The sequence below is a fragment of the Amycolatopsis sp. NPDC049688 genome (assembly GCF_040674975.1).
Classification (GTDB): domain Bacteria; phylum Actinomycetota; class Actinomycetes; order Mycobacteriales; family Pseudonocardiaceae; genus Amycolatopsis.
Genome location: NZ_JBFANY010000012.1, coordinates 77,386 through 94,781, shown reverse-complemented (window position 1 = coordinate 94,781; position 17,396 = coordinate 77,386). Strand labels below are relative to the sequence as shown.

Genomic DNA, 17,396 nt, shown 5'->3' with positions numbered 1-17,396 from the left:
GCGGCCTTCACGCATGTCAGGACGGGCAGGTGCGGAGGTCGGCGCGGGTCAGGCGGATGTCCGGCCAGCCGCGCAGGTCCGACGGCGCGGTGACGCGGCGGGTGCAGCCCACCGACCGGCCCGACAGGTCGTACACCTCGCCGAGCACCGGCGCCGCGGCGCACTTGGGGGTGCCGGACGCGGAGTCCGGGCAGTCGTGGCGGACCACGATCACGTCGGGGCTGGCGTCGGCCGTGACGTCGTAGAGCGACAGCGTCCCGGCGTCCGCGTAGAACGGCTTGCCCGGGTCGCGCCACACGCCCCCGCTGGCGACGAGCAGTTCGCCGTACGCGGCCGTGCCGTCGTCGCCGACGTCGCCGCGGACCAGGCACGCCGGGGCCGGGCCGTCGATGCAGCGCAGGGAGTTCTGGTCCAGCCGCACGCCCAGCTGGGCGATCGACAGCTCGAACACGGTGCCCGGCTCGGGCCCGACGCGCAGGCGGGCCGAGTCGCCCGAAGTGCCGGTCAGCAGTACCACCGGCGTCCCCCCGACCGTCACCGCCGCGAGCTGCCGGCAGGGGCCGCCGCCGCAGGTCACCGCGGGTGTCACCGGCGCGGCGGCGGGTTCGGCCATGTCCGACGCCGCTTCGGGCCGCGGCCGCAGCAGGAACACCGCGCCGATCGCACCGACGGTCACCACCGCGGCCAGCACCGCGGTGAGCAGCGCCGACCGGGGCGTCCGCGCTGCCGTAGTCCGCATAAGACAGAGCGTAAGCCGCTTCGCGCGTGCGTGTCGGCAGCGCCCCGTTGCGATGTGGCGGGTTCAACCTGACGGGGTCGGGCGTAGCGGACCGTGTCCGTCTATGTTGTCCGGGTGACGAACCCGAACCTGCCGCCCGCCCTGTACCTGCCGACCGGCCCGGTCGACCCCGAGGCCGAAGGCGCGTCGATCGAACTGCGCCGCACGCCGGACGGCCGCACCGCGCTGGTCGCGTTCACCGCGCTGGACCGGCTGATCGACTGCTGCGGCGAGCACCAGCCGTGGGCGCTGGTGAACACCGAGCACCTGGCGAAGGTCCACGCCGCGAACCCGTACGACGTGATCGTCCTCGACTCGCCCCTGCCCGAGGAGCTGCGGCACCACGTCTGAGCGTGGTTCACCTCTCACTCAAGAGACTCCCGACGTCATATCCGTAGACTTCCCTGATGCCGCGTGGGCGGTCAGCAATGCAGCTGTCGGACGCAGGAGGTGCGGGGTGGCCGAGCAGGTCGGCGAATCCACGGGTGGTCCGGTGACCAGGATCCTGGTCGCCAACCGTGGCGAAATCGCGGTACGCGTGATCAGAGCCGCCAAGGACGCCGGGCTGGCCAGCGTCGCGGTGTACGCGGATCCGGATCGCGACGCGCCCCACGTCCGCCTGGCCGACGAAGCCTTCGCGCTGGGCGGCACCACGGCGGCCGAGAGCTACCTGAACATCGAAAAGATCCTGGACGCCGCCAAGCGCTCGGGCGCCGACTCGGTGCACCCCGGTTACGGCTTCCTCTCCGAAAACGCGGACTTCGCCCAGGCCGTCCTCGACGCCGGGCTGACCTGGATCGGGCCGAGCCCGCAGGCCATCCGCGACCTCGGTGACAAGGTCACCGCCCGCCACATCGCGATGCGCGCGGGCGCGCCGCTGGTGCCGGGCACGAAGGAGCCGGTCAAGGACGCCGCCGAGATCGTCGCGTTCGCCGACGAGCACGGCCTGCCGGTGGCCATCAAGGCCGCGTTCGGCGGCGGTGGCCGTGGCCTGAAGGTCGCGCGCACCCGCGAAGAGATCCCGGAGCTGTTCGAGTCGGCCACGCGCGAAGCGGTGGCCGCGTTCGGCCGCGGCGAGTGCTTCGTCGAGCGGTACCTGGACAAGCCGCGGCACGTCGAGGCGCAGGTGCTGGCCGACATGCACGGCAACGCGATCGTCGTCGGCACCCGCGACTGCTCGCTGCAGCGCCGCCACCAGAAGCTCGTCGAGGAGGCGCCGGCGCCGTTCCTGAGCGACGAGCAGCGCCAGCGCATCCACTCCTCGGCGAAGGCGATCTGCAAGGAAGCCGGCTACTACGGCGCCGGCACGGTCGAATACCTCGTCGCGACCGACGGCACGATCTCGTTCCTCGAGGTCAACACGCGGCTGCAGGTCGAGCACCCGGTGTCGGAGGAAACCACCGGGCTCGACCTGGTGCGCGAGATGTTCCGCATCGCGCGGGGCGAGAAGCTGCGGATCACCTCCGACCCCGAGCCGCGCGGCCACTCGATCGAGTTCCGCATCAACGGCGAGGACGCCGGCCGCGGCTTCCTGCCCGCGCCGGGCACGGTGACGAAGTTCGTCGCGCCGAGCGGTCCCGGCGTGCGCGTCGACTCCGGCGTCGAGTCCGGCAGCGTGATCGGCGGGCAGTTCGACTCGATGCTGGCCAAGCTGATCGTCACCGGCTCGGACCGGAACAACGCCCTGGAGCGCAGCCGCCGCGCGCTCGACGAGATGGTCGTCGAGGGCATGGCGACGGTGCTGCCGTTCGACCGCGTGATCGTCGACGACCCGGCGTTCATCGGTGACGAGAACGGCTTCAGCGTGCACACGCGCTGGATCGAGACGGAGTTCGACAACAAGATCGAGCCGTTCGTGGCGCCGGACGTCGAGACGCCCGAAGAGGAACCGCGGCAGAACGTCGTGGTCGAGGTGGGCGGCCGCCGGCTGGAAGTGTCGCTGCCGGGCGGGTTCGCGTTCGAAGGCGGCGGCGGGGGCGGCGGCACCGCCGTCAAGGCGAAGCCGCGCAAGCGGGCCGGCGGCACCAAGGCGGCCGTGAGCGGTGACGCCGTCACGGCGCCGATGCAGGGCACGATCGTCAAGGTGGCCGTCGAAGAGGGCCAGACGGTCGAAGCCGGTGAGCTGATCGTCGTCCTCGAGGCGATGAAGATGGAGAACCCGGTCACCGCACACAAAGCGGGCACCGTCACCGGTCTTTCGGTCGAGGTCGGCGCCGCCGTGACGCAGGGCACACAGCTGCTGGAGATCAAGTAGCGAGGTTCGTGACCGATGTCGTGGTGGGCCGCCCCCGGGGCGGCCTACCATCGACCACGTGACCGAAGTCCCGTCTCCGCAGCTGCGGATCAGCGACCAGAACCGCGAGACCGCACTGTCCGCGCTCGGTGAGCACATGACCGCGGGGCGGATCGACATCGAAGAGTACGGCGAGCGCTCGGCCCGGATCACCGCGGCGAAGACCCGCGGCGAGCTGGGCGAGATCTTCGCGGACCTGCCGGCGCCGCACCCGCGGTACGAGGACGTGCCGCAGGCCGCCGTCGCACCGCCACCCGAGCCGGCGGCCGCGCCCGCGCCCCGGCCGTCGGGGACACCCGAGAACTGGTCGCCGCCGCAGCGGTTCCTCGCCGCGATCGTGCCGCTGGCCTTCATCGCCGCGATCGTGCTGATCGCCACGCACACGCTGGCCTGGCCGATCATCTTCGTCCCGATCGGGCTGACCGTGTTCGGCAAGTCGATGTGGGGCCACGACTGGAACCACGACCAGCGCCACCGCGACCGCCGGGACCGGCACCTGCGCGACCGGGAGCGCCGTCGCGAGCTGCGTGACTCCTACCGGCGCGAGATGGGCCGCTGATCCCGCCGTGGGCGACATGCGGTTGAGCGACGCCGAACGCCAGGACGCCCTGGACGTCCTCGAAGAGCACGTCCGCACCGGGCGGCTCGACATCGACGAGTACGGCGCCCGGTCCGCGAAGGTCACCGCGGCCAAGCGGGTCAGCGAGCTCGTCCCGCTGTTCGACGACCTCCCCTCGCCCCGCCCGAGCGCGTTGCTCAACGGCGTTTCGGCGCCTCAGGTGCCCGTGGCTGCGGGCGACAACGCGCTGGTGCGCTTCCTGACCGCGGGCGCGGTCCCGATCGCGATCGTCCTCGCGATCGCGGTGCTGATCCTGTCCCGCGGCCGGCTGCTGATCATCTCGGTGGCGCTGCCGCTGGTCGTCGCGATGATCGCGGGGGCGCGCCGCCGCCGTTCCTGATTGCTCCCTTTGCCGGACAACCTGCCGCCGCGTTCCGGCGTGGTGATCACGCAGGTCGGGGGAAAAGGGAGAAAGCCATGAACAGAATGTTTCTGCGGCCGGGGGTGCTGGCGGTGGTGGCGATCGCGGCCACGGCGCTGGCGGCTGCACCGGCACAGGCCGCGACCGGCCGGCTGGGCTGGCAGCCGACGCTGCTGCCGCTGCCGGCCGGAGCCGACCCGGCGGGGCACGGGTACCTGACGGGTTCGGACGGCCACGGCGAGTACAGCGGGTCGTTCATCGTCGGGGACAAACTGCAGGTGATCAGCTGGCGTGGGGGCCAGCCGACGCTGCGCGGCGTGCCGGCCGGTTTCGAGTGGGCGATGGCCGAAGGGGAGGACAGCGCGGGGCGGATCTACGGCGAGGCGCTCGACTACGACACGGGAGCCGACCGCACGTTCGTGGCCGACGCCACGGGCTTCCACCTCCGCGACAACCCGCCCGGCTACCGGGCGTTCCAGATGCGCGCGGTCAACCGGCGGGGTGACGCGGTCGGCATGGTCTTCACCGACAACCCGGCGGACAACGCGGCGGCCGTCTGGCCCGCGGGCGCGGCCGCGGCCACGGTGTTCCCCCTGCCGTCCGGCGCGGACAACGTGGTCGACATCGACGACGACGGCTCGATCCTGTTCAGCGGGTTCGCGCGTGACATCGTCTGGAAGAACGGGGTGAGCCGCCCGCTGGCCGACATCCCGGGCTTCTCGAACCCGCACGGTTCGGCGATCCGCAACGGCGTCGTGGTCGGCTTCGCGTCGAACGCCAACGCGGAGCAGGCGATCCGCTGGACGACGCCGGAGACACCGGTCGCGCTGGCGGGCGGCGGCTACGCGGGCGACCTGAACGTGGGCGGCCTGACGGTCGGCCAGACGAGCGGACCCGGATACCAGCCGATCGTGTGGCGCGGAACAACTCCGGGCGGCGAGCTGAAGCAGCCGGGGACGTACAAGGGCTACGCCTCGGGCCACGTCAGCGACGACGGCGTGTTCGCGGGCTGGGCCTCGAACGGCCCGCTCGACGAGGGCGGAGTGCCGGTGATCTGGCGTTTCACCCCGTGAGCCTGCCTTGATCGCCGGGCCGGGGGCGGCGCGCTCCCGGCCTGGCTAGGCTGGGCGGAGTGGAACCGGTGGAGATCAACGCGGGCACGTACTACCTGCGCCAGCTGCGCGCCGACCGGCACATCGACGACCGCAGACTGCTGATGGAGGCGTTCGCGGACCCGACGCACCGCAAGTACGTGCTGAACTACCGGCTGCGAACGCTGGACGAGGCAACGGAGTACGTGGCCCTCCGAGCGGCCCAGTGGGCGGGCGACGAGCGCTGTTCCTGGGCGATCGCAGAGCCGACTTCGGGCAGGTTGCTGGGCGAGGTGGGCCTGCGCGAGCTGAACCTGGACGCGGCGTACGCGGAGGCGACGATCTGGGTCCACCCGGCAGAGCGGGGCAAGGGCATCGCGACAACGGCGTTGAACGCGGCGCTGCGGTTCGGTTTCGGAGGGCTCGGGCTGACTGAGGTGAGCTACCGGTACGAGGAGAGCAACACGGCGTCGGCGGTGGTGGCCGAGCGGTGCGGGTTCACATTGATCGGACCGGAGCCGGAGCGGGCCGCGACGGGGGAACGGCTGATCCGCTGGCACCGGACGTCCTGACCCGCCGCTGAGCATCCCCCGCCACTCCCAGGGGGGGCGGCCCCGAGGCCAGTCTATCGGCGCCCCCGGACAAAACCCGGTCCGAAGGCGCCCAACCGCACCAGTTACCCACAACCCGGCAGGGCTGTGGACAACCGCCTCAGCTGACCGGCTCCACGATGCCCGCCCGGGCCTCCGGGGCCGCCGACCTCAGGGCATCCGCTGCTTCGTCGCTCGGCTGGGACTGGGATTCGCGCTCCGCCTCCACCCTCGCCCGGTACACCTCGATCTCCCGCTTCACCGTTTCGGGTGACCAGCCGAGGACCTCGCCGACCAGCGTGGCGACCTGGGTGGCGCAGTCGACTCCGCGGTGGGCGTACTCGATCGAGATGCGCGTCCGGCGGGCCAGCACGTCCTCCAAGTGCAGCGCCCCCTCGTGCGAAGCCGCGTAAACCACTTCGACGCCCAGGTAATCCGGGGCGTGCTCGATCGGCTTGAGGAGCTCCGGACGGCCCTCCGCCGAGGCCAGGACTTCGTGGACCAGTGAGCCGTAGCGGTCCAGGAGGTGCCTCACCCGATAGGGGTGCAGCCCGTGCTCCGCCGCCAGGTGGTCGGCCTGGTTGACCAGTGCGTGGTAGCCGTCCGCGCCGAGCAGGGGGACCTTGTCCGTGATCGACGGCTGGGACCGGCCCGGCAGGTCCACCGCCGCCGCGTTGACCGCGTCCGCCGCCATCACCCGATAGGTCGTGTACTTTCCGCCCGCGATCGCCACCAAACCCGGCGCTACGCGAGCCACCGCGTGCTCGCGCGAGAGCTTCGACGTCTCTTCGCTCTCCCCCGCCAGCAACGGGCGAAGGCCCGCGTACACGCCTTCGATGTCGGCGTGCGTCAGCGGCGTCGCGAGGACCGTGTTGACGTGCTCGAGGATGTAGTCGATGTCGTGCTTAGTCGCCGCCGGGTGGGCCAGGTCGAGGTTCCAGTCCGTGTCCGTCGTGCCGACGATCCAGTGGTTGCGCCAGGGGATCACGAACAGCACCGACTTCTCGGTGCGCAGGATCATCCCCGACTCCGAGACGATCCGGTCGCGCGGGACGACGATGTGCACGCCCTTGCTCGCCCGGACCCGGAACCGGCCGCGGCCGCCCGACAGCCGCTGCAGCTCGTCGGTCCACACGCCGGTGCAGTTGATCACCGCAGCCGCCGAGATCTCCGTCTCGCGGCCGTCCTCGACGTCTCGCACGCGCACGCCCGACACCCGGTCAGCCTCGCGGAGGAATCCGACGACCTGGGTCGACGTCCGCACCACCGCGCCGTAGTGCGCGGCCGTCCGCGCCACCGTCATCGTGTGGCGGGCGTCGTCGGACTGCGCGTCGTAGTAGCGGATACCGCCGATCAGCGCGGACCGCTTGAGCGCCGGCACCATCCGCAGCGCGCCCGCGCGGGTCAGGTGCTTCTGGCCGGGGACGCTGCGGGCGCCGCCCATCGTGTCGTACATCAGCAGGCCCGCCGCGGTGTACGGCCGCTCCCACACGCGGTGCGTCAGCGGGTAGAGGAAGCTGACCGGCTTCACCAGGTGCGGCGCGATGGTCGTCAGCATCAGCTCGCGTTCGCGCAGGGCTTCCCGCACCAAGCCGAACTCGAGCTGTTCCAGGTACCGCAGGCCGCCGTGGAAAAGCTTGCTCGACCGGCTCGACGTCCCCGAAGCGAGGTCGCGGGCTTCGACGAGCGCGACCCGCAGCCCGCGCGTCGCCGCGTCCAGAGCCGTGCCGGCGCCGACCACACCACCGCCGATCACGACGAGGTCGAAGGTCTCGTTGCCGAGCCGCTGCCAGGTCTCCTCCCGCTTGGCCGGGCCCAGTCGAGCCGGGTTCGTCTCCGCTGCGTGCTGCGCCACGTGACATCCTCCTCGTGCTGGCGAGGCTTCCAGCATCGCACGACCCGGTGATCCTCCGCCCGCCCACGGATGACACTTGTGGCGTAACCCTCCGCGATCTTGAAAAAGATTCGACTGCCCGGTGCTTGGAAGTAGCTTCTACGCCCCGGTAACGTCGCCCGGACGTGGGTCGGCAACGGCGCCGTGGCACGCCGTGATCGACCCTGCGCAGAGTGTCCAGTGTGGAGGTGCAGCGGTGAGTGCTGGGGCAATAATCGTCTGGGAACTACTGGGAACGGCGACACTGATCCTGCTCGGCAACGGCGTGGTGGCCAACCACGTGCTGCGCAAGAACAACGGTCACAACGCAGGATTCCTCTTCATCAACCTCGGCTGGGCCTTCGCGGTCTTCACCGGGGCCAGCATCGCCGCGCCCAGCGGCGCGCACCTCAACCCGGCGGTGACCCTCGGGCTCGCCATCGCCGACAAGACGCCGTGGGCCGACGTGCCCTTCTACTTCATCGGGCAGATGGCCGGCGCCATCATCGGCGCGGTGCTCTGCTGGGCCACCTACAAGCTGCAGTTCGACGACCACCCCGAGCCCGAGAACACCCTCGGCATCTTCTCCACCGGACCGCAGATCCCGAACACCGCGTGGAACCTCGTCACCGAGATCATCGGCACCTTCGTCCTGGTCGCGTGGATCCTGCTCAGCCCGGTCTACGCCGCGGGCGACGGCGGTACCCCGAACTTCGGCAACTCCGCACTGGGCTACGCGGGCGTGTCGTTCGTGGTGCTCGTGATCGGTGCCTCGCTCGGCGGGCCGACGGGCTACGCCATCAACCCGGCCCGCGACCTCGGGCCGCGCATCGCGTACGCCTTCCTGCTGCCGATCCGCAACAAGGCGAACGCCAACTGGGGCTACTCGTGGATCCCCGTCGTCGGCCCGCTGGTCGGTGGCGCCATCGCCGCCCTGCTCTACCTCGTCGTCCACAACCTGACCTGATCGCCTCCTCCGACGCCGATTTCCGGGAGCACAAATGACTTCGTACGTAGCAGCGATCGACCAGGGCACCACCTCCACCCGGTGCATGATCTTCAACCACGAAGGCCGCGTCGTCTCGGTCGACCAGCGCGAGCACGAGCAGATCTTTCCCCGCGCCGGCTGGGTCGAGCACAACGCCGAAGAGATCTGGGAGAACACGCGCCGGGTCGCCGCCGGTGCGCTCGCCAAGGCCGACCTGACCGCGAAGGACATCGCCGCGGTCGGCATCACCAACCAGCGCGAAACCGCGCTCGTCTGGGACAAGACGACCGGCAAGCCGGTGTACAACGCCATCGTCTGGCAGGACACCCGCACCGACAAGATCGTCACCGAGCTCGGCAACCTCGGCGGCGGCCAGGAGCGCTACCGCGACAAGGTCGGCCTCCCGCTCGCGACCTACTTCTCCGGGCCCAAGATCAAGTGGATCCTGGACAACGTCGAAGGCGCGCGCGAGAAGGCCGAAGCCGGTGACCTGATCTTCGGCAACATGGACACCTGGGTGCTGTGGAACATGACCGGCGGGGCCGACGGCGGCGTGCACGTCACCGACCCGACCAACGCCTCCCGCACCATGCTGATGGACCTCGACACCCTGCAGTGGGACGCCGAGATCGCCGGCGAGATGGGCATCCCCCTTTCGATGCTGCCGGAGATCCGCTCCTCCTCCGAGGAGTACGGCAAGGTCCGCGAAAAGGGCGCGCTGGCCGGCGTCCCGATCGCCGGCATCCTGGGCGACCAGCAGGCCGCGACGTTCGGCCAGGCCTGCCTTTCGCCCGGCGAGGCCAAGAACACCTACGGCACCGGCAACTTCATGCTGCTCAACACCGGCACCGAGAAGGTGATGTCGCAGAACGGGCTGCTCACCACGGTGTGCTACAAGATCGCCTCGAACGACACGGTCTACGCGCTGGAAGGCTCCATCGCCGTCACCGGTTCGCTGGTGCAGTGGCTGCGCGACAACCTCGGCATGATCACGACCGCGGCCGAGATCGAGGAGCACGCGCGCAGCGTCGAGGACAACGGCGGCGCGTACTTCGTCCCGGCGTTCTCGGGTCTGTTCGCTCCTTACTGGCGATCCGACGCTCGCGGCGCGATCGTCGGGCTCACCCGGTTCGTCAACAAGGGACACCTCGCCCGCGCGGTGCTGGAGGCGACCGCCTTCCAGTCCCGCGAGGTCATCGACGCGATGAACGCCGACTCCGGGGTCCCGCTGAAGTCGCTCAAGGTCGACGGCGGCATGGTCGTCAACGAGCTGCTGATGCAGTTCCAGGCCGACATCCTCGGCGTGCCGGTGATCCGCCCGGTGGTCAACGAGACCACCGCGCTGGGTGCCGCGTACGCCGCCGGCCTCGCCGTCGGGTTCTGGAAGTCCGAGGACGACATCCGCACCAACTGGGCTCAGGACAAGCAGTGGGACCCGTCGATGGACGACGCCCGCCGCGAGCGCGAGTACCGCAACTGGAAGAAGGCCGTCACGAAGACCTTCGACTGGGTCTCCGAAGAGGACTGACCGGCGAGGGCCGGGGGTGCCGCCACGGCGCCTCCGGCCCGCCCGCTCACACTTCCCAGCCCTCCGGCTCGCCGGACTGCTCGTTGGGCGCGATGACCAGGAACGGCACGCCCTGGTCGTCCGTGACCCGCACCTGCCGCCCGTACGGCGAGTCGAACGCCTTCCCCTGCACCGTGCCGCCCAGCTCGGTGACCTTGGCCGCGGCCGCGTCGGCGTCCGGTACCCAGAAGTAGGCCAGCCAGTGCGACGGCACGTCCGCCGGCACCGAGTCGGGCAGCCCACCGAGGCCGCCGACCGGCCGCCCGTCGATGAGCAGCACCGTGTACGTGAACTGGTCGCTGGAAATGTCCTGGAAGCCGTACCCGAAGACCTCCTCGTAGAACGCCTTCGCCGCCGGGAAGTCCCGGCTCATGCACTCGTTCCAGGCCGGCGTGCCCGGCGCCGCGGTGACCTGCGTGCCGAGGTGGTGGCCGGCCTCCCAGAGGCCGAAGACCGCGCCCGCCGGATCGGCCACGACGGCCATCCGGCCCTCCTTCGTCACCTCCATCACCGGCATCACGACCTGCCCGCCGGCCTCGGTGATCGCGGTGACCGTCCGGTCCACATCGGATACCGCGAGGTAGGTCGTCCAGACCGGCGGGATGTCCTGGCCCGGTGGGGTCTGGCCGATCCCGGCGACCGGGCGTCCCCGCAGCTCCGCCATGCCGTAGAAGCCGGTCTCCTCACCGCCGCGCTGCACGTCCCAGCCGAACAGGCCGCTGTAGAAGGCGATCGCCTTCGCCTGGTCGGGCACCATCAGGTCCACCCAGCTGGGTGTGCCGTCGGGCCATCTTTCTTCCCGGAACACCATCTCGACTCCCCTACCCTCGTCCGTGCCGCCATCGGTGACGACCGCCACAGTCTGGCACCGGGCACCGACAAAAACCGAAAATCAGGCCTGGACCAGGCGGGCGTAGACGACGATGTTGTCGACGTAGTTGCGCGCGCTGCGGTCGAAGACCCCGCCGCAGGTGATCAGCCGGAGCTCGGGACCGGCCGTGTCGTCGTACACGCCTTCGGCCTCGAAGTCCTTCTTCGGGACCTGGTGCACCTTCGTCACCTCGAACACCGCCGTCGTGCCGTCCTGGCGGGCGATCGAGACGCGGTCGCCGGCGGCGAGCTCCTTGAGCCGGAAGAAAATCCCCTTCTGGTGGTTGCCGTCGACGTGCCCGAGGACGACGGCCGGCCCGACCTCGCCCGGCGTCGGCGCGTAGGTGTACCAGCCGGCCTGCAGCGGCGTGGTCACCGGCGGCACCTGGATGGTGTTGTCCGGATTGAGCCCGAGCGGGACCAGCGACGAGCGGGCGCCGATCTTCGGGATGTCGATCGAAACGGGCTCGGACCTGGGCAGCGCCGCGACGGCGTCCCGGGTCTCGCTCCGCGGCTGCGGGACCACAGCGACCGGCCGGGCGGGCGGCGGCTGCGCGGAGGACGGCTCCGGCCCGCCGCCGAGCGTCAGCGCCAGCGCGGCCAGGGCCGCCAGCAACGCGATGACGAGGGTGATCAGCACACCCCGGCGGCTCGTGAACCTCGTCGTCATGTTCCCCCTCACCGGCACCGGGAAGTTCACACGTCCGGGTGGACGGCCGTGGTCAGCGCCGCCAGGACCGCCGGGCCAGCACGAGGCCGCCACCGCCGACCGCCAGCACACCCATGGCGCCCGCAGCGGCGAGCGGCCCGTGCTCCGCCGGGCCACCGCCGGTCTGCGGCGCCCCCGACGGTACCTTCGCCACCTGCGGGCGTTCACCCAGGACGGTGAACTTCGCGGTCAGGTCCACGCCGCCGCACGAGAACGACACCCGGTAGACGCCGGGTTTCGCGGGCTGCACGATCGCCGATGCGGCGGCGGCCGGTGCCTTGGCCGGGTCGCTCTGCGGGCCGACGCGCCGCAGCGCGCCGATCTTGAGGACGGGGGACGCGAGGTCGCGGGTGCTCGCGGCTTCGCAGCCGAGCCGGATCACCACCTTCGCGCCCGGCCGGGCCGCGGTCGGCATGACGCGGAGGTAGGCCTTCGGGTTACCCGCGTGCTCGGCCGGAGTGGCGGCGAAAGCCGCCGGAGCCGAAAGCAGCAATCCACCCGAAACGGCGGCGACGGCCAAGAGCTTTTTCGTTTCCATCGTTTTCCCTCCCCCGGGAGTTTTGCTTCTGAAGACGCTCTACCTGCGGCGGAGGTTGCGTCAGGGTAAGAAAAACCGCCCCGGAGCGTGACTCCGGGGCGGTTCGCCGTTTCGGGAATTTCAGCCGGCCATGCTGCCGTCGCCCGCTTTCGCGGCGCCCGACGGCACTTTCGAAACCTGGGCGGCGGGCACCGAGAACTGCGCGCTGTAGGTCTGGCTGCCGCAGGTCACCGTCAGCGGGTACGTGCCCGCCGCGGTGCCGGGCTTCAGCTCGACGTCGGCGCTGATGTTCGCGTCCGCCCCCATGAACGGGCCAGGGGTGTAGTTGGAGAAGGTCAGCACCGGCGAGGCGAACTTCGGCGACGCGCCTTCGCACTTCGCCAGCGCGACGTTCGGCGCGTCGCGGACGTACTTGTTCACCAGCGTCTGGTTGACCGCGGTGTTGACGTTGAGCTGGACCATGCCGGTGGCGGGGGCCGGCGCGGCGGCGGTGCTGGTGCCGGTGTTCTGCGCCATCGCCGGTCCCGCCAGCGCCGTCGCCCCGATCACCGCTGCCGCAACGAAAAACACCGTCTTGCGCACCTTCACACCCTTCGTCCTTCAGCCTTACAACCGACAAGACGCGACGGGGCGCGACGGGTTGCGTACGGAATCAGTCGAGATCGTCGTGGCGCATCAGCTGGCGGCCGGCCTCGGTGATCGAGCCCGACAGCGACGGGTACACCGAAAATGTCAGTGCCAGGTGGTCCACTGTGAGCTGGTTCTGGACGGCGAGCGCGATGGGAAGGATGAGCTCGCTCGCCGTCGGCGCCACGACGACACCACCGACGACCACGCCGGTGGCGGGGCGGCAGAACAGCTTCACGAAGCCTCGGCGGAGGCCCTCCATCTTCGCGCGCGCGTTGGTGGCCAGGGGCAGCATGATGGTGCGCGCGGGCACCTCGCCGGAGTCGATCGCCTGCTGGCTGATGCCGACGGTGGCGATCTCCGGGTGGGTGAACACGTTGGCGGCGACGGTCTTGAGCTTGATCGGCGCGACGCCCTCGCCCAGCGCGTGCCACATCGCGATGCGGCCCTGCATGCTCGCCACCGAGGCCAGCATCAGCACGCCGGTGCAGTCGCCGGCGGCGTAGATCCCGGGAACGGAGGTGCGCGAAACGCGGTCGACGGTGATGAACCCGCCGGGGCCGGGCTCGATGCCGACCTTGTCCAGGCCGATGTCCTGGGTGTTGGGGACCGACCCGACGGTCATCAGGGCGTGGCTGGCTTCGATCACGCGGCCGTCGGCGAGGTGGATCTCGACGCCCTTCTCGGTGCGCTCGACGCGGTCGGCGCGCGCCTGCTTCGCGACGGTCGTGCCGCGCTGCGAGAAGACCTCTTCGAGCACCGCGGCGGCGTCGGCGTCTTCGTGCGGGAGGACGCGGTCGCGGCTGGAGACGACGGTGACCTTGACGCCCATCTCGGTGTAGGCGGAGGCGAACTCGGCGCCGGTGACGCCCGAGCCGATCACGGCGAGGTGTTCGGGGAGCTCCTGGAGCTCGTAGAGCTGGCGCCAGTCGAGGATGCGCTCGCCGTCCGGCACCGCGCCGGGCAGCACGCGCGGGGTGGCGCCGGTGGCGATGAGGACGACGTCGGCGGGCAGCTTCTCGGTGCCGTCCTTCGTCGTGACGGCGACCTTGTGCGTCGCCAGGCCGGGCTCTTCGTCGCAGAAGCGGGCCTCGCCGGCGATGACGCGGACGCCTTCGCGCTGGACACGGGCGCGGATGTCGGCGGACTGGGCGAGCGCGAGGCCCTTCACCCGGCCGTGGACGGTCGGCAGGTCGATGCTGGTGTCGGCCATGTCGGTGTTGATGCCGAGCTCGCCGAGGTCGTGCATCTTGGCCAGGGCGCCCGAGCTGGCGATGAACGTCTTCGAGGGGACGCAGTCGTAGAGGACGCAGGCGCCACCCAGGCCGTCCCGCTCGACGATCGTGACGTCGGCTCCGTGCTGAGCCGCGACCAGCGCGGCCTCGTAGCCGGCCGGGCCCCCGCCCATGATCACGATCCTGGTCACCTGGGTCCTCCTCATGGCTGTCCGTGCGGTGCTCTCACCGTACGCGGCGAAGTTGTCCGGACACTGAAGTGGGCGAACACGGCGAGTGCGTCCACTCGGGTGAGGGAGGTATCGCTACGCTGTCGGCGTGCCGTTGTATGCCGCGTACGGATCGAACATGGAGCCCGCCCAGATGCTGGAGCGCGCGCCGCACTCGCCGATGGCCGGCACCGGCTGGCTGGAGGGATGGCGCCTGACCTTCGGCGGCGAGGACCTCGGCTGGGAAGGTGCCCTGGCCACGATCGTCGAGGACCCCGGGTCACGGGTGTTCGTCGTCCTCTACGACGTGACCCCCCTGGACGAGGACGGCCTGGACCGCTGGGAAGGCGGCGAGCTGGGCATCCACTCGAAGATCCGCCTCCGCGTCCAGACGATGGACGGCTCGGTCCTGGCCTGGCTGTACGTCCTGGACGCCTACGAAGGCGGCCTCCCGTCGGCCCGCTACCTCGGCGTCCTGGCGGACGCCGCCGAGGCGGCCGGCGCCCCCGCCGACTACGTCGACGACCTCCGAACCCGCCCCTGCTCCGGCATAACCGGCTAACCGACCCTCCAGGTACGCAAGCCGACCTCCCAGGTACGCGAACCGACCCTCCAGGCACGCGAACTACGCAGAGCGGGCACGGAGCGCCTCACGCAACGCGCGGAGCACCCGAGCCGGATCACGCAAATCCGTCGCGGCAGCGCGGACGGTGATCCACCCACGACCGGCCATCCGCCGATCCCGCTCGGCATCGGCAGCCTGCCGGTCCTCGTGGGCGGCGAACCCGTCGTACTCGAGCGCGACGCGCCGGGCGGGCCAGGCCATGTCGAGCACGTACAGCAGTTTGCCCTCGATGTCGGTGATCGGGTACTGCACCTCCGGAGCCGGCAAGCCGGCCTCGACCACGATCAGCCGGAGCATGCTCTCGGGCGGCGATTCGGCCTTGCCGTCGGCGAGAGCCAGCAACGACAGGGCCCTGTGGATACCTTGGCGGCTCGCGCGATCCACAATGCGGTCCCGGACGTTCTCACGGAGCTTCCGGAGGTGGTCCGGCGGCAGCCCACGCATGGCCTCTTCGACCGCCGCGAACGCGGTCGGCTTGTCACCACGGCAGAGGAAATCGGCCAGGGCAAGGTCCAGGCTGAACGTCGGCAGCCCATCGATTTCGATCACGTCGTGCGGCTCGTAGTCGCTCTGGTGCACGACCAAACCCGGCTTCGATCTGACCCGCCGCGCATAGGGCACGGTCAGGTGGATATCCGCCTCGTCGACTACGGAAATCCCATGCAGCGCAAGAGAAGTCGCGCCCGAAAGCACGGCCGGCGGGCCGGTCAGAAGCAGCGCGGCTTCGGCCCGTGTTGTCATCTTGAGCGAATCCGAGGACGGAACCACCACGCCTCGCCAAGGCTGCGCGAGCAACCCGCCAGCGAGCGCATGGCGGACCGCTCTCTGCCCCAAAATCCGCACGGCCTCGGTTCGCAAAGCCGCGCCGTGTCGTCCTCCCCAATTGATCACAGGATCGAGCATGAGGGTCTTCCGACGCCGACGGAAGACCCTCATGCACGACCTGTGGACAACTCGCCTTACCTGTGGACAACTCCGTACCCAGAGGGTCAGTTCGCGTACCTGGAGAGTCGGCTTGCGTACCTGGAGGGTCGGTTAGGCGAGGGTGGTTAGGGCGGTGTGGACGAGGGTTCGGACTCCGCAGAGGAGGGAACGCTCGTCGAGGAGGAAGGTCGGGCGGTGGATGTCCGATTGGGGGGCCGGCGGGCCGGGCCAGACGCCGAGGCGGGCGAAGGCTCCCTGGACGTGCTCCAGGTACCAGCCGAAGTCCTCGCCGCCGGAGGACTGCTCGGTGGGCGCGACCGCGCCCTCGCCGAGGGCGGCTTCGACGCCGGCGCGCATCAGGGCCGTCGACTCCGGGTCCGAGACCACCGGGGGGACGCCGCGGCGGTAGTCCAGCGAGAAGCCGACGCCGGTGGGGGCCAGCAGGGACTCGACGGAGGAGGCGACCAAGGGCTCCAGGGCCGTCCAGACCTCGTGGTCCGCGGTCCGCAAGGTACCGCGCAGGACGCCGTCCTGCGGGACGGCGTTGGCCGCCTGACCCGCGTGGACCGCTCCCCAGACCAGCACCGTCCCGGACCGCGGGTCGACGCGCCGTGAGAGCAGCGCCGGCAGCGAGGTGATCACCGTGCCCAAAGCGTGGACCAGGTCCGCCGTCAGGTGCGGGCGGGACGTGTGGCCGCCCGGGGACGTCAGGCGCAGCTCGATCAGGTCCGCCGCCGACGTCAGCGCGCCGACGCGCATCCCCACCGAACCGACTTCGAGACGCGGGTCGACGTGCAGGCCGTAGATGCGCTCGACGCCGTCCAGCGCGCCCGCCGCGATCATGTCCAGTGCTCCCCCGGGCATGACCTCCTCGGCCGGCTGGAAGATCAGCCGGACCCGGCCCGGCAGCTCCGGCGCGCCGGCCAGGGCGCGGGCCGCGCCCAGGAGGATCGCCGTGTGGGCGTCGTGGCCGCACATGTGGGCCGCGCCCTCGGTCGTCGACGCGTACGGCAGGCCCGTCGCCTCCGTCAGCGGCAGCGCGTCCATGTCCGCGCGCAGCGCCACGCACCGCTCGCCGCTGCCGATGTCGCACACCACGCCGGTGCCGCCCGGCAGCACCCACGGCTTGAGCCCGACCGTCCGCAGCAGCGTGACGACCAGTTCCGTGGTCGCGAACTCGTGCCGCGACAGCTCCGGGTGCGCATGGATGTGCCGCCGCCAGGCGAGCACGTCGGTCGCGTTCGCACGCAGCCAGTCGTCCAGCCAGAACGGGCCGCGGCCCGCACCAAGGTCCTCCACGGGAGCCATGCTTACGCCGGCGTCGGAAATCAGCGCTTCGGACCCCTCCATGGGGTTGATGATGCGCCCTTGGGGGTCGCCTGGAACGTCCGGTCGTGAATCCAACACCGTCACGCCGCACCTCCTCCCGCAACACGGGTAACCCGCGCAGCGGCTGGGGTCACGCGTCGTGCCGATCGATCTGTCGTACGCATTTGCAG

Annotated in this window: 18 protein-coding genes; 9 read left to right on the top strand and 9 right to left on the bottom strand. The window is 70.8% G+C overall.

What is annotated here, in order from left to right; genetic code table 11:
• Window positions 1–16 precede the first annotated feature (16 nt).
• Window positions 17–739 carry a hypothetical protein gene (locus tag AB0J55_RS31535; RefSeq protein WP_364256578.1) on the bottom strand — a complete coding sequence of 241 codons (723 nt, stop codon included), beginning with the start codon at window positions 737–739 and terminating at the stop codon, window positions 17–19.
• A gap of 114 nt (window positions 740–853) precedes the next feature.
• Here AB0J55_RS31535 and AB0J55_RS31530 point away from each other — a divergent pair, with 114 nt between their 5' ends.
• The 6 genes from AB0J55_RS31530 (at window position 854) to AB0J55_RS31505 (ending at window position 5,714) form a co-directional block, all read left to right on the top strand.
• The gene (locus AB0J55_RS31530) at window positions 854–1,129 is read left to right on the top strand and encodes an SAV_915 family protein (protein ID WP_354821848.1); all 276 of its coding nucleotides are present in this window, start codon (window positions 854–856) and stop codon (window positions 1,127–1,129) included.
• A 106-nt stretch (window positions 1,130–1,235) separates the two neighbouring features.
• Window positions 1,236–3,032: an acetyl/propionyl/methylcrotonyl-CoA carboxylase subunit alpha gene (locus AB0J55_RS31525; protein WP_364256575.1), complete on the top strand. Its 1,797-nt coding sequence runs from the start codon at window positions 1,236–1,238 to the stop codon at window positions 3,030–3,032.
• A gap of 58 nt (window positions 3,033–3,090) precedes the next feature.
• Window positions 3,091–3,630, top strand: a complete 540-nt coding sequence (locus AB0J55_RS31520) for a DUF1707 domain-containing protein (protein ID WP_364256572.1) — start codon at window positions 3,091–3,093, stop codon at window positions 3,628–3,630.
• Window positions 3,631–3,637: 7 nt separating this feature from the next.
• Window positions 3,638–4,030 carry a DUF1707 domain-containing protein gene (locus AB0J55_RS31515; RefSeq protein WP_364256569.1) on the top strand — a complete coding sequence of 131 codons (393 nt, stop codon included), beginning with the start codon at window positions 3,638–3,640 and terminating at the stop codon, window positions 4,028–4,030.
• 77 nt (window positions 4,031–4,107) lie between these two features.
• Window positions 4,108–5,124 (top strand): hypothetical protein, encoded by a 1,017-nt coding sequence (locus AB0J55_RS31510; RefSeq protein WP_364256567.1) that lies wholly within the window; start codon window positions 4,108–4,110, stop codon window positions 5,122–5,124.
• A 59-nt stretch (window positions 5,125–5,183) separates the two neighbouring features.
• Window positions 5,184–5,714: a GNAT family N-acetyltransferase gene (locus tag AB0J55_RS31505; RefSeq protein WP_364256564.1), complete on the top strand. Its 531-nt coding sequence runs from the start codon at window positions 5,184–5,186 to the stop codon at window positions 5,712–5,714.
• A gap of 139 nt (window positions 5,715–5,853) precedes the next feature.
• Here the strand turns inward: AB0J55_RS31505 and AB0J55_RS31500 are convergent, their stop codons facing one another.
• Window positions 5,854–7,623 (bottom strand): glycerol-3-phosphate dehydrogenase/oxidase, encoded by a 1,770-nt coding sequence (locus tag AB0J55_RS31500; RefSeq protein ID WP_364256561.1) that lies wholly within the window; start codon window positions 7,621–7,623, stop codon window positions 5,854–5,856.
• A gap of 199 nt (window positions 7,624–7,822) precedes the next feature.
• On the opposite strand from AB0J55_RS31500, the gene AB0J55_RS31495 reads away from it, so the two are divergent.
• Both AB0J55_RS31495 and glpK read left to right on the top strand, forming a co-directional pair.
• Window positions 7,823–8,572, top strand: coding sequence for an MIP/aquaporin family protein (locus AB0J55_RS31495; protein WP_364256558.1), 750 nt, complete (start codon window positions 7,823–7,825; stop codon window positions 8,570–8,572).
• A 34-nt stretch (window positions 8,573–8,606) separates the two neighbouring features.
• Window positions 8,607–10,121: a glycerol kinase GlpK gene (gene glpK / locus AB0J55_RS31490; protein WP_364256555.1), complete on the top strand. Its 1,515-nt coding sequence runs from the start codon at window positions 8,607–8,609 to the stop codon at window positions 10,119–10,121.
• Window positions 10,122–10,167: 46 nt separating this feature from the next.
• Here glpK and AB0J55_RS31485 read toward each other — a convergent pair whose 3' ends face one another.
• The 5 genes from AB0J55_RS31485 to AB0J55_RS31465 all read right to left on the bottom strand — a co-directional run bounded on the left by AB0J55_RS31485 (window position 10,168) and on the right by AB0J55_RS31465 (window position 14,330).
• Entirely contained in the window at window positions 10,168–10,971 is an 804-nt protein-coding gene (locus tag AB0J55_RS31485) for a VOC family protein (RefSeq protein ID WP_364256552.1), read from the bottom strand.
• Window positions 10,972–11,052: 81 nt separating this feature from the next.
• Window positions 11,053–11,700, bottom strand: coding sequence for a class F sortase (locus AB0J55_RS31480; RefSeq protein WP_364256549.1), 648 nt, complete (start codon window positions 11,698–11,700; stop codon window positions 11,053–11,055).
• 52 nt (window positions 11,701–11,752) lie between these two features.
• Entirely contained in the window at window positions 11,753–12,277 is a 525-nt protein-coding gene (locus AB0J55_RS31475; protein ID WP_364256546.1) for a hypothetical protein, read from the bottom strand.
• Window positions 12,278–12,397: 120 nt separating this feature from the next.
• The gene (locus AB0J55_RS31470; RefSeq protein WP_364257062.1) at window positions 12,398–12,859 is read right to left on the bottom strand and encodes a hypothetical protein; all 462 of its coding nucleotides are present in this window, start codon (window positions 12,857–12,859) and stop codon (window positions 12,398–12,400) included.
• Between the two features lie 70 nt (window positions 12,860–12,929).
• A complete protein-coding gene (locus AB0J55_RS31465) occupies window positions 12,930–14,330 on the bottom strand; it encodes an NAD(P)H-quinone dehydrogenase (RefSeq protein WP_364256543.1) in 1,401 nt (466 codons plus the stop codon).
• A gap of 127 nt (window positions 14,331–14,457) precedes the next feature.
• Here AB0J55_RS31465 and AB0J55_RS31460 point away from each other — a divergent pair, with 127 nt between their 5' ends.
• Window positions 14,458–14,910: a gamma-glutamylcyclotransferase gene (locus AB0J55_RS31460; RefSeq protein ID WP_217709632.1), complete on the top strand. Its 453-nt coding sequence runs from the start codon at window positions 14,458–14,460 to the stop codon at window positions 14,908–14,910.
• 63 nt (window positions 14,911–14,973) lie between these two features.
• Here the strand turns inward: AB0J55_RS31460 and AB0J55_RS31455 are convergent, their stop codons facing one another.
• Window positions 14,974–15,807, bottom strand: a complete 834-nt coding sequence (locus tag AB0J55_RS31455; RefSeq protein ID WP_364257060.1) for a DUF559 domain-containing protein — start codon at window positions 15,805–15,807, stop codon at window positions 14,974–14,976.
• A gap of 201 nt (window positions 15,808–16,008) precedes the next feature.
• Window positions 16,009–17,310 (bottom strand): amidohydrolase, encoded by a 1,302-nt coding sequence (locus AB0J55_RS31450; protein WP_364256540.1) that lies wholly within the window; start codon window positions 17,308–17,310, stop codon window positions 16,009–16,011.
• Window positions 17,311–17,396: the final 86 nt, after the last annotated feature.